Annotated in this window: 13 protein-coding genes and 1 pseudogene; 9 read left to right on the top strand and 5 right to left on the bottom strand. The window is 68.5% G+C overall.

From position 1 onward, the window contains the following. Positions 1–126 precede the first annotated feature (126 nt). Both H0488_RS18545 and H0488_RS18540 read left to right on the top strand, forming a co-directional pair. On the top strand, positions 127–1,413 hold the full coding sequence (locus H0488_RS18545) for an MFS transporter (RefSeq protein WP_183100723.1): 1,287 nt from the start codon (positions 127–129) through the stop codon (positions 1,411–1,413). Continuing rightward, positions 1,413–2,081: an ArsR/SmtB family transcription factor gene (locus H0488_RS18540; RefSeq protein ID WP_183100722.1), complete on the top strand. Its 669-nt coding sequence runs from the start codon at positions 1,413–1,415 to the stop codon at positions 2,079–2,081. Before H0488_RS18545 ends, H0488_RS18540 begins: the two co-directional genes overlap by 1 nt. A gap of 39 nt (positions 2,082–2,120) precedes the next feature. On the opposite strand, the gene H0488_RS18535 is transcribed toward H0488_RS18540, so the two are convergent. Together H0488_RS18535 and H0488_RS18530 are read right to left on the bottom strand one after the other, a co-directional pair. Next, entirely contained in the window at positions 2,121–2,603 is a 483-nt protein-coding gene (locus H0488_RS18535) for an SRPBCC family protein (protein ID WP_183100721.1), read from the bottom strand. Positions 2,604–2,607: 4 nt separating this feature from the next. After that, positions 2,608–2,928: an ArsR/SmtB family transcription factor gene (locus tag H0488_RS18530; RefSeq protein ID WP_183100720.1), complete on the bottom strand. Its 321-nt coding sequence runs from the start codon at positions 2,926–2,928 to the stop codon at positions 2,608–2,610. 283 nt (positions 2,929–3,211) lie between these two features. Here H0488_RS18530 and H0488_RS18525 point away from each other — a divergent pair, with 283 nt between their 5' ends. Continuing rightward, a complete protein-coding gene (locus tag H0488_RS18525; protein ID WP_183100719.1) occupies positions 3,212–3,352 on the top strand; it encodes a hypothetical protein in 141 nt (46 codons plus the stop codon). 158 nt (positions 3,353–3,510) lie between these two features. On the opposite strand, the gene H0488_RS18520 is transcribed toward H0488_RS18525, so the two are convergent. After that, positions 3,511–3,792 carry a hypothetical protein gene (locus H0488_RS18520; protein WP_183100718.1) on the bottom strand — a complete coding sequence of 94 codons (282 nt, stop codon included), beginning with the start codon at positions 3,790–3,792 and terminating at the stop codon, positions 3,511–3,513. A gap of 202 nt (positions 3,793–3,994) precedes the next feature. Next, positions 3,995–4,864: an alpha/beta fold hydrolase gene (locus H0488_RS18515; RefSeq protein WP_183100717.1), complete on the bottom strand. Its 870-nt coding sequence runs from the start codon at positions 4,862–4,864 to the stop codon at positions 3,995–3,997. 532 nt (positions 4,865–5,396) lie between these two features. On the opposite strand from H0488_RS18515, the gene H0488_RS18510 reads away from it, so the two are divergent. From H0488_RS18510 to H0488_RS18485, 6 genes are all read left to right on the top strand, one after another. Further along, positions 5,397–5,855 carry a DUF6153 family protein gene (locus tag H0488_RS18510; RefSeq protein ID WP_183100716.1) on the top strand — a complete coding sequence of 153 codons (459 nt, stop codon included), beginning with the start codon at positions 5,397–5,399 and terminating at the stop codon, positions 5,853–5,855. Between the two features lie 85 nt (positions 5,856–5,940). After that, the gene (locus tag H0488_RS18505; RefSeq protein WP_183100715.1) at positions 5,941–6,507 is read left to right on the top strand and encodes a DUF305 domain-containing protein; all 567 of its coding nucleotides are present in this window, start codon (positions 5,941–5,943) and stop codon (positions 6,505–6,507) included. Between the two features lie 98 nt (positions 6,508–6,605). Then, on the top strand, positions 6,606–7,421 hold the full coding sequence (locus tag H0488_RS18500; protein WP_246372453.1) for a F510_1955 family glycosylhydrolase: 816 nt from the start codon (positions 6,606–6,608) through the stop codon (positions 7,419–7,421). Next, positions 7,312–8,265 (top strand): DUF3152 domain-containing protein, encoded by a 954-nt coding sequence (locus tag H0488_RS18495; protein WP_246372451.1) that lies wholly within the window; start codon positions 7,312–7,314, stop codon positions 8,263–8,265. Before H0488_RS18500 ends, H0488_RS18495 begins: the two co-directional genes overlap by 110 nt. A gap of 625 nt (positions 8,266–8,890) precedes the next feature. Further along, entirely contained in the window at positions 8,891–9,298 is a 408-nt protein-coding gene (locus tag H0488_RS18490; RefSeq protein ID WP_183100712.1) for a four-helix bundle copper-binding protein, read from the top strand. Positions 9,299–9,385: 87 nt separating this feature from the next. After that, entirely contained in the window at positions 9,386–10,108 is a 723-nt protein-coding gene (locus H0488_RS18485; protein ID WP_220794768.1) for a DUF305 domain-containing protein, read from the top strand. Positions 10,109–10,163: 55 nt separating this feature from the next. On the opposite strand, the pseudogene H0488_RS18480 reads toward H0488_RS18485, so the two are convergent. Further along, positions 10,164–10,557: pseudogene (locus H0488_RS18480) on the bottom strand (ATPase P); the annotation flags it as partial.

Below are 10,557 nucleotides of genomic sequence, written 5' to 3'. Positions count from 1 at the left end.
CCACGGCGACCGGGCGATGGGGGCCGCCAGCCTGCTCGCCCGCGCCGGCCACCGGGAGGTCGCGGTCCTCGACGGCGGGCCGGCGGAGTGGGCAGAGGCGACCGGGCGGCCGTTGGAGCCAGGCGCGTGAACGGGGCCAGCCCGGTGAGCTTGGGGCTCCGGGCGAACGCCGCGCAGTTCACCCTGCTGGTGGCCATCAACGCTCTGGTCGGCGGCATGGTCGGCCAGCAACAGACCGTCCTGCCCCTCCTCGCCGAGGAGGAGTTCGGCCTGACCGGCTACACCTTCATCTTCACCTACGTGGTCGCCTTCGGCATCAGCAAGGCGGCCGCCAACTACTTCGCCGGCACCTGGTCGGACCGCTACGGCCGCAAGCCGGTGCTGATCGCCGGCTGGCTGTTCGCGGTCCCCGTGCCGTTGATGCTGATCTGGGCGCCCAGCTGGGGCTGGGTGGTGGCGGCGAACGTGCTGCTCGGGATCAACCAGGGACTGACCTGGTCGACGACCGTGATCATGAAGATCGACCTGGTCGGCCCACGACAACGGGGCCTGGCGATGGGCCTCAACGAGGCCGCCGGCTACGGCGCCGTCGCCCTCACCTCGCTCGCGGCGGGCTACCTCGCCGCCGAGCACGGCCTGCGCCCCGCGCCGTTCCTCCTCGGGCTCTCCTACACGGCCCTGGCCCTCGGCCTCTCGACCCTTGCGGTGCGGGAGACCCGGGGGCATGCCCGCGCCGAGGCCGCGGACCACGTCCCGCGCCCCGACGGTCGGCACGACCACCTGCACGGCGAGCTCGGCAATCGCGAGGTGTTCGCCCAGACCAGCCTCCGCGAGCCCGCCCTTTCCTCGGCGAGCCAGGCCGGCCTGGTCAACAACCTCAACTTCGGGCTCTCGTGGGGACTGTTCCCGCTCCTCTTCGCCGGCTCGGGCATGTCCGTCGGGCGGATCGGCGTGCTGTTCGCGCTCTATCCCGCCGTGTGGGGCGTCGGACAGCTGTTCACCGGGGCCATGTCGGACCGGTGGGGGCGCAAGCACCTGATCACCGTCGGGATGCTCACCCAGGCGAGCGCCCTGGCCGTGATCGCGAGCGCCGACGGCTTCGGGCCGTGGGCCGTCGGCACGATCCTGCTCGGCGCCGGCACCGCGATGGTCTACCCCACCCTGCTCGCCGCCATCGGCGACGTCGCACACCCCGCGTGGCGGGGCCGCGCGGTCGGGATCTACCGGGTCTGGCGCGACCTCGGGTACGCCGTCGGCGCCCTGATGGGCGGAGTGGTCGCGGACCTGTGGGGACTCAGGGCCGCGGTCTGGGCGGCGGGCGCGATCACCCTCGTCTCCGCGCTGGTCGTCGCCGTCAGGATGTACGAGACCCACCAACCCGCACGAGCAGTGGAACCCACAGGAGGTCGGTGATGGGCGAACGTGTCGCCAAGGACGCGCTGTTCGCGGAGTTCGCCGCGGTCGGGAAGGCGCTCGGCAGCCCGAAGCGGCTCGAGCTGATCGACCTGCTCACCCAAGGACCCCGCAGCGTCGATGACCTCGCCTCGGCGGCCGAGCTCGGGGTGAGCACCTGCTCGGCCCACCTGCAGACGCTCCGCGAGGCCGGGCTGGTCGAGACCCGGCGCGACGGGCGCCGGGTCTACTACTCCCTCACCGGCGTCGACGTCGCCGGTCTCTGGGACCACCTCCGCCGGGTCGCACAGCAGCACCGGCCGCACACCGAGCTCGCACGGCGTACCTACCTCGGCCCCGAGGACACCGACCCCGTCGACACCGCCGAGCTCCTCCGGCGGCTCGAGCGCGGGGACGCCGTCGTCCTCGACGTCCGGCCCGAGCCCGAGTACGCCGGCGGTCACCTGCCCGGCGCCCTCCACATCCCCCTCGAGCAGCTCAGCCAGCGGGTCGCGGAGCTCCCGCGCGACCGGGAGATCGTCGCCTACTGCCGCGGCCGCTACTGCGTCCTCGCCCACGACGCGGTCCGCCTCCTGAACGCCAACGGACTCACCGCCAGGCGAGCCGCCGAGGGCGTCCTCGAGTGGCGGATCGCCGGCATCCCGGTCGTCGAGCCGGGCGCCGCCTGAGCCACTCGCCCACCTGTCGGGGCGGGATCGTGGGTGAGGTCAGGATGCGACCGTGCCGGCGTACCGCTGCAGGTAGAGCGGCCAGCCGCCCTCCCCCGCGACGTCCTCGCGAAGTGACTCCCAGCCCCCGCCGTGGCGCTCGAGGTGGCGGTGCTCCAGCTCGACGCGCGTCCGGTCCGGGCCCTCGGGAACGAAGGTGACCTCGACCTCGCTGGCCTCGGAAAGGTCCGTCACGAGCTCCCAGGTCGGTGAGATGTCCCAGCTGATCACGAAGCGCCGCGGTGGGTCGAAGGCCAGCACCCGGGCCCACCGGCAGACGGAGCCGTCCTCGCCGCGGTCATAGACGTGTCCGCCGACGTGCGTCTCGAAGACGGTGTCAACGATCGCCTCGGGCGCCAGCAGGTTGTGCTCGCGCGGCTTGATCTGGTCGAACTGCTCGGTGAACACCCTGAAGGCGCGCTCGGCGCTCACCTCGACGGTGACGTCGAGCCGGACGGCTTCACCCTGTGTGGTGCTGGTCATGGTCCTACTCCGATTCCTGCGGCTCGGCCTCGGCGAGCATCTTGAAGGTGGTCAGCGCCGCGCTCCAGAACGTCTCGAGCTCGGCACGCATCGCCCGCAGACCGTCGGGATCCGCGGCGTAGATACGGCGGGTGCCCTCAGGTCGGACCCGCACCAGGTCGGCGTCCTTGAGCACCCGCAGGTGCTGGGAGACCGCCGGTCGGCTGACCGGCAGCTCGCTCGCCAGCTCCGTGACCGAGCGGGCTCGCACCGCCAGCCGGGAGAAGATCTCCCGCCTGGTGGGGTCGGCCAACGCCGCCCAGGCATCGACTGCGTAAGTGGTCACGAACGGTAAGTTACTACTTACGTTTACCGAGATCAAGACGACTGCATCGTCCGACCCCCTGGGCCCAGCGGGCGTTCGGCTCGCCGATCCATGAGGGTGCCTGCGTTGTCGATCACGACCGCCAGGTCGGCTACGTGCGGCTCGATCTCGGTCCCGGTTGCTCCGGGCCCGGCTCGGCCCACTGGGACGGCTGGTTCAACGTAACCCGCACCCGCACCGAACATCCCTTGCGTGGCAAAGCGATGCTCGGTGAGCTCGTCCAGCTCCTCGGCGGGAGCCGACCATGACCTGGCACACCGAAGTCGTGGCGCGCGACCTGTTCCAGACAATGCTCCGCACCATCCGCCAAGCCGGCGGCATCATCACCTGCAGCTGCCCCTGCCCGTCCGGTTACAGCGTCACTTACGTCATCGTCGACCGCTGACGCGGCGGTCGAGGTGATCGCCGAGGACGGCCTGCCCGTCCAGGTGGCGTGCCAGCGATGGCCTTGGTCATCAGACCTCAGCGAGCATGGCCGAGCGCCTCACGGCGACAGCCGTCCAACTACGAGGCTGCAGCGTTCGTGAGGTTTACTGTCGACGGTCAGGACCTTCCCCGGTAGTGGTACCCGTGGTCGTGTTCGTCGTATTGGTGATCGTCGTAGTGCCCGTCGTAGCTGCCCGGGTACTCGTCTGAGGGCTTGGTGTCACCGAGCACGAGCATCATCACGACCGGAACCAGGAGCACCACGACGGCAAGCTGAATCCCCGCCAGGTCGGCGGTTATCGCGAGTGCGCCAGCGGCGACCATGACCAGCCCGAGCCCTATGACCTTCGCAGTGCCCGGCCACTTTCCCGATCGGCGCTGTGTGCGTGGGGCCTTCATGGCATCTCCTTGGGAACAGGAATCGCTCAAGCCGCTGCCGTTCCCGCCGGACAGGATCGGCATGTGCGCCTTCTCCCTTCAGGTTCTCGGCAGCCGCGCACCGACGGCAGGGCAATTGGTCCCAGGACCAGTGGACAGCCGGCCCTCGCGGATCAGGCGTCACCTGTCCGTGCGGCAGAGCCAGTGTTCGCGACAACGGCGGTTAAGACGCAGTCATGTCCCGCGGCTGTGTGGTGGCGATGAAGTCGGCGACGAGACTGGCGAACAGCTCGGGGTTGTCCTCGTGCGGGTAGTGGCCGGCGCCGGGGATGAGCTCGAACCGGCAGCCGGGGACGAGCTCGGCAGCGGCGCGGCCATGTCGACTCGGGATCATCCGGTCGTGTTCGCCCCACACGATCAGCGTGGGCAGCCCGGCCGCGAGGTGGAGCCGGTCGGTCGCGTTGATCCCTTGACCACCGACGTCGATGACCGCGTGAATGGTCGCCAAGAAGGATCTGCGTGTCTCGGGATCGTCGAGGGTCGCCATCTGCCGGAGCATGTAGGGAAGGTCGTTCCATACCCGAGCAGCCAGCGGGCGCACCAATCTCCCAGCGGCGGCTACGTGTCGCTGGTGTTGCAGGCGGGCGACGGCGCCGAGCGCGAGACCGGCACCGGGCACCGCGAGCGCCCGCAGCATGGGCGTGACTTCACGCCCAAGCCCGCCGCTGCCCACCAAGACCAGTCGCTCGCAACGTTCGGGGAACTGGTACATGAACTGCATGGCGATGCCGCCACCGAGGGAGTGCCCGACGACAGTGGCCCGCTTGACGTCCAGCACGTCGAGGACGTCGCGGACGGACGCGGCCATCGACCCGAGTGAGTAGTCGCCTCGCATCCGAGATGACGTGCCATGGCCGGGCAAGTCGACAGCGATGACATCGCAGTTCCGGGCCAGCTCCGCGAACACCGGATCCCAGGTGGTGAGCGAGCCGGCCATGCCATGGATCAGGACGACCGACGGGCCGACCCCGGCCCGCCGAACGGCAAGATGCCGTCCGTGCCAGGGCAACAGCTGAACTGTTGCGAGCGCCATGCATCGCCTCGACGTCTGTGAAGACTGATGGGATGGTTCCCGCTCTCAAGGAGAACCGGGATCAGGATAGGCCCGACCTGTCGCGGGATCGTCAGGCGCCCCAACGCCGTAGTCCATCTGACTGCGTGCGAGCCGCGTCCGAGGGGCTGGAGGGAGCAGCGCTTTGACAATGTGCTGACATCGGGCCCACAGCAATGACCAGAGGCCGCCTCCGGATCTCTCCGGAAGCGGCCTCTGACCTGCACTTCTACTTTGTAGCGGGGGCAGGATTTGAACCTGCGACCTCTGGACCTCCAGCGCGTGCACGTTCCACCGCTGGATCCTTTGACCTTACTTGCCGATGTGTGCTCTGACCTGCGCAGACGCGCACAACCCAGCGTGTCGACTCCAGAACTTCTTGACGATGTCTGCTCGGATCAGACGGCTTGCGCTGGCGTTTTCGGGACATAAGCGCGGCGTGGCTCGAATCGCAGTCGGGCCCGGAGAATGAGCCATGATTCCTGCCTGTTCGTGCCCAACTAAGATCGGCGGCATGCGGGACCTCCGAGCACCGGCCGGGACACGCGGTGCGCGCTACGCGCTGGCCGCGGTGACCGTCGCGCTGTTCGGCCTTCTGTCGATGCACGGTTGGGGATCCCACACAGGCGTCCACTCCATGGGAGCAACACCCGCGAGCGTCATGATCCCCGCCGACTCCCGCGTCCATGACCACTCTGGCCCGTCTGAGAGTGAGCCGGGTGCATCTGCACCGGTCGTGACGGATGTGCCGGCGGGAATGGATTCTGACGAGCCGGTCGGCGAGAGTGGGGCGACGCTGCTTGGCCTCTGTCTGGCCGTGTTGGCCGGTTTGGTGCTGGGGATCGCGCTCCTGCTGGCGCGTCGGGGCTTCCGCATCCCTCGTACCCTTTTGCCGGCATGGCAGCCCCTGCTGTTCATCGGGCGTGACCGCGACCCGCCCAGCCTCGACATGCTCTGTGTGATCCGCTGCTGACAGGTATCCGTCACGAGGCGCCCACCCTGGGGCGTCTCGAGTTTCGCCTGCCCAGACACCCGATCACACAGATGGAGCAACACTCATGCGCAAGTCGCTAATTACCGCCGTTGTGGCGGCCTCGCTGTTCACCCTCGCCGCCTGCGGCAACGACGACGACACTGACACCGCGGCCAGCCATAACGAGGCCGACGTCACCTTCGCCCAGGAGATGATCCCCCACCACCAGCAGGCCATCGAGATGGCCGACCTCGCCGAATCACGCGCCGAGAGCCAAGAGGTCAAGGACCTCGCCGCCGACATCGAGGCAGCCCAGGGCCCCGAGATCGAGACCCTGACCGGCTGGCTGGAGTCTTGGGGCGAGGACGTCCCGGATGAGGGCATGTCGGGTATGGATCACGGCGACATGTCGTCCGATGAGATGGGCGGAATGATGACCGAGGACGAGATGGCCGAGCTCGAGGCGGCCGCCGGCGCGGAGTTCGACCAGATGTTCCTCACCATGATGATCGAGCACCACGAGGGTGCGATCGAGATGGCCAAGACCGAGCAGTCCGAGGGCGAGTTCCCCGAGGCCGTCAACATGGCCAAGGAGATCGAGACGACGCAGGCGGAGGAGATCCAGACGATGCAGGACCTGCTGAACTCCTAATGTCGTTCCTGGTGCCGGGCAGGACGGAGCTCCTCCGCCTGCCTGGCACCGATCCTCACCTCGGAGCCGCCCTTATGTACCGACCCCATGTCGCCCTCATGGCCATCCTCATTGGCGCCGCTCTCCTCACGAGCGCCTGCGCCAAGGACACCCCAGCGACCGCGCCGCCCGCCGATGACGACACGAGCGTCGGCCACATCCACGGTCTCGGCGTCGATCCCGCCGACGACAGCCTCTACGTCGCCACCCACTTCGGCCTCTTCCACGTCGACGAGAGCGGCCGGCCGAGCCGCGTCGCAGACCGGTATCAGGACACGATGGCGTTCACCGTTGTCGGCCCTGGCCACTTCCTGGGAAGCGGGCACCCGGACCTCCGCGAGGACCTGCCCGCTCACCTGGGCCTGATCGAGTCCACCGACGCCGGAGAGACCTGGACGCCGCTCGCCCTCCAGGGTGAGGCGGACTTCCACATCCTCGAGCCCGCCGGCGACGCGCTCTACGCATACGACGCGACCTCTGGCCGTCTGCTGCGAACCGAGGACCGGAAGAGCTTCGACGAGATGTTCCGCGGTCCGCTGATCAGCGTCGCGGCGTTCGATGAAGGCGACCCGCTGATCGCGACCGACGGCCACGGCCAGCTCCTCAGCATCGACGCCATATCCGGGGAGACCCGTGAGCTTGGCGGTTCGACCATGATGTACCTCGACACCACTCCGGACGGGACCCTGGCGGGTATCGACCCCGACGGCGTCGTTCGGGTCAGCACCGACACCGGTCGAACATGGCGCGAGGTCGGCTCAATCGATGGCCAGCCGGCCGCGTTCACCATCAGCACTCAGGGCTGGTACGCCGCCACCGAGACGGCCGCCTACCGGTCCACCGACGACGGCGACACCTGGTCGCGCGTGCTGTGAAGGTCGAGGGACGGTGAGCAAGCGCAGAGCCACCCATCGACGCGCGGGTTCCCATCGCGCGCCGCGTCGGCGTGCCACGAGCGGACTCACCGTCCTGGCAGTGGTGGCTACGACTGCCTCCGTGGTTGGGCCGGTCGCGTTCCTCATCCCCGGCGCACCGGACACCGGGGAGGCGGGCCGCCGCACTGCAGTTGCTGCCTCGCCGTCCGCGCCCTTCCCTGACCCGACTCTCAAGGGCGGGCGACCAGACGGTGAGGTCGCGGTTGGTCGAGATCGTGACCCGGTTCCGAAGGGGCCGCCTTCCCCCGCCACTCGCATTCCGGAGCGCGGCCCCGGCACCTTCGAAGTCGCCGCCGCTGCGCCACTCGGCTCGCAGGAAGGGGTGACGTACCGGGTCGAGGTCGAGCGGGGCCTGCCCTTCAGCACCGTGGATGTGGCGCGGCTGGTCGAAGCGACCCTGGCTGATCAGCGCGGCTGGGCGACGCGCCATACGCTCGTCCGCGTCGATGGGCATGCCGACCTCCGCATCGTCCTGGCCACTCCGCAGACGGCCGATCGACTCTGTGCACCGCTCGACACGGGCGGTCGGCTGTCCTGCCGCAACGGCGGGGACGTCGTCCTCAACGCCTGGCGCTGGCAGTTCGGCGCAGACGGATACGCCGGTGACCTGCAGGCATATCGGCGCTACGTCATCAACCACGAGACGGGTCACGCCCTGGGCTACCCCCACGTCGGGTGCCCCGGTTCCGGAAGGCTCGCGCCGGTGATGTTGCAGCAGACGAAGGGCTTGGCCGGTTGTCGGCCGAACCCGTGGCCGTCGCGGGTAGATCTCGTCGCCCACTGACGGCACCATCGATCGGTCGGGCACCCGACGTATGGACCAGAGCACCTCGGGGTACGGGCGGGGTGATGGACCGCCGCCAGCGACCGCCCTCCAGCCGAGTTCGAACGCTCGCTGGTTGTGTCCTGGCCGCTCTCTTCGTTCTTGCCGGCATCTCCGGCGATGACCTGTTCGCACGACACGTTGGGATGACAGTTGCCACTCCTGCGGCTGTCGCCGAAGCGGTTGCTCACGCCGACCAGGCGCCGGCTCTTGCGCGAGTCCGTGAGGGCAGCGGCGGCCTTCTACCCGGATCCAGTCACGGTCCTGGTAGCGAGGATGAACCCGCCCATCTGCTGCACATGCTGGGCGCCTGTCTGTCCATCCTTGCCGTCAGCGTCCTGCTGTTGCGCCCGGGCGGGTTCTGGCGTGATGCGAACCGCATGCTGAGGGCACCGCCGTCGCGGCGGCTCCTCGCCGCTCACTGGAGGGCAAGTGCCCGCGGAAGTCCCCCGCCCCTCTCGCCACCACGTGCGTCTCCGGCGATCCGGACCTGAGGGCTCTGTGCAGCCGGCGTCATCACCATGGTGCCGCGCTGCTGCTCGTTCGACAGCCCACAGGACCACGTCACGACGAGACGGAGAAACTCATGACCAGCACGATCAGCGACATGATGGAGACCTACCCGGCGGAGATCAACACCGACCGCGAGCTCTTGGCGCAATGCGTCGAAGCATGCGTGGAGTGCGCTCAGGCGTGCGCGGCGTGCGCCGACGCATGCCTGAGCGAGGAGATGGTCGCCGAACTGACCAAGTGCATCCGCACGAACACAGACTGCGCCGACATCTGCGAGGCCACTGGCCGGGTGCTGTCACGCCACACCGGTTACGACGCCAACATCACCCGCGCAGTGCTGCAGGCGTGCGCTCAAGCCTGCAAGTCCTGCGCGGAGGAGTGCGAGAAGCACGCCGAGATGCATGAGCACTGCCGCATCTGCGCCGAGGCGTGCCGGCGGTGCGAGGACGCCTGCAACCGCGTCCTGAGCGCCATCGGTTAACGCGGCCGCTCGGGATGGCCGGATCCGAACGGTTCGGTCATCCCATGCCGCCTGCACGCACCCACTTCGATCTTGAGGGACGATGAGATGAACCAGCGTCAGCAGAACGAACAACAGCATGCCAACCACCGCGAGCCGGGCGAACATTCCGATCGCGAGAAGAGTGACAACCGAGCCCGCGCCGGCGACTCCGGGGGACACCACGAGGCGAAGATGTATCTGCGCTTCGGCCTGATGATCGCGACCTCGACTGCCGTGATGTTCGCGCTCACCTACACCAATGCGTTCAGCGCCGATCATGTCCGCTTCAGCGAGGAGCGCGTGTACATGGCGCTCCTCATGGGCGCGGCGATGGCACTGATCATGCTGGCCTTCATGTGGGGGGTGATGTACCGCAATCGCGTGGTGAACATCGGCATCATCCTGGGCGCATTCGTCCTCGGCGGCACTGCCCTTTACCTGTCGCGTTCGCAGGCCCTGGTCGATGACGAGAGCTACATGAAGGCGATGATCCCTCACCACTCGATCGCGATCTTGACCAGTGAGAGATCCGGTATCGAGGACGTGCGGGTCCGTGAACTCGCCGACGCGATCACGGCGACGCAGCGCAAGGAGATCAAGGAGATGGACTGGCTGGTCCAGGACATCGAGGAGAACGGTCCGGCCACGACGAAGGAAGAAGCCGATGCACGGCCCGTCCCCGACTTCCAGGGCTCGGCCTCGGGCCTTCCGGATGCTCGATGGAGTGCCCGAGAGTTCCTGCGGGCACTCTTGGCGCTGCCACTGCCAAAGGAGCCGGGTCAGCAGTGACTACATGCGAGGACTTGCCGGCGTTCGCTCGGCAAGCCCTCGCAGGGGATGAGCGTCAGCCCACGGGCTGAAGGCGTTCGTCCCTTACCGGCTCAGCCTCCGCGGGCTGTGCAGGCAACCGCAGGCGCTTGAGCAGGAGCGCGTTGACCGCGACCAGGAAGCTGGACCCCGACATCGACAAGGCGGCGACCTCCGGCCTGAGCACCAGCCCGAAGGAGGGCTCGAACACGCCCGCCGCAATGGGGAGCGCGATGGCGTTGTAGCCCACCGCCCAGCCGAGGTTCTGGCGCATCTTCCGCAGCGTGCCGCGGCCGATCGTGAGCGCTACCGGGACGTCGAGCGGGTCGGAGCGCATGAGGACGACGTCGGCGGCTTCGATGGCGACGTCGGTGCCGGCGCCGACTGCGATGCCGACGTCTGCCTGCACCAGGGAGGGTGAGTCGTTGACG

It is taken from the genome of Nocardioides pelophilus (genome assembly GCF_014180685.1).
GTDB lineage: Bacteria > Actinomycetota > Actinomycetes > Propionibacteriales > Nocardioidaceae > Nocardioides > Nocardioides pelophilus.
Note: the sequence above shows the minus strand (reverse complement) of the source record. Positions and strands in the feature narration are given on the sequence as shown.

What these genes read in the sequence shown, in the direction of transcription:
- H0488_RS18535 (WP_183100721.1), bottom strand. Translation starts at nt 2,603, where the DNA reads ATGACCAGCACCACACAGGGTGAAGCCGTCCGGCTCGACGTCACCGTC.
- H0488_RS18500 (WP_246372453.1), top strand. Translation starts at nt 6,606, where the DNA reads ATGGCCATCCTCATTGGCGCCGCTCTCCTCACGAGCGCCTGCGCCAAG.
- H0488_RS18495 (WP_246372451.1), top strand. Translation starts at nt 7,312, where the DNA reads ATGGCCAGCCGGCCGCGTTCACCATCAGCACTCAGGGCTGGTACGCCG.
- H0488_RS18525 (WP_183100719.1), top strand. Translation starts at nt 3,212, where the DNA reads ATGACCTGGCACACCGAAGTCGTGGCGCGCGACCTGTTCCAGACAATG.
- H0488_RS18540 (WP_183100722.1), top strand. Translation starts at nt 1,413, where the DNA reads ATGGGCGAACGTGTCGCCAAGGACGCGCTGTTCGCGGAGTTCGCCGCG.
- H0488_RS18505 (WP_183100715.1), top strand. Translation starts at nt 5,941, where the DNA reads ATGCGCAAGTCGCTAATTACCGCCGTTGTGGCGGCCTCGCTGTTCACC.
- H0488_RS18515 (WP_183100717.1), bottom strand. Translation starts at nt 4,864, where the DNA reads ATGGCGCTCGCAACAGTTCAGCTGTTGCCCTGGCACGGACGGCATCTT.
- H0488_RS18490 (WP_183100712.1), top strand. Translation starts at nt 8,891, where the DNA reads ATGACCAGCACGATCAGCGACATGATGGAGACCTACCCGGCGGAGATC.
- H0488_RS18520 (WP_183100718.1), bottom strand. Translation starts at nt 3,792, where the DNA reads ATGAAGGCCCCACGCACACAGCGCCGATCGGGAAAGTGGCCGGGCACT.
- H0488_RS18510 (WP_183100716.1), top strand. Translation starts at nt 5,397, where the DNA reads ATGCGGGACCTCCGAGCACCGGCCGGGACACGCGGTGCGCGCTACGCG.
- H0488_RS18485 (WP_220794768.1), top strand. Translation starts at nt 9,386, where the DNA reads ATGAACCAGCGTCAGCAGAACGAACAACAGCATGCCAACCACCGCGAG.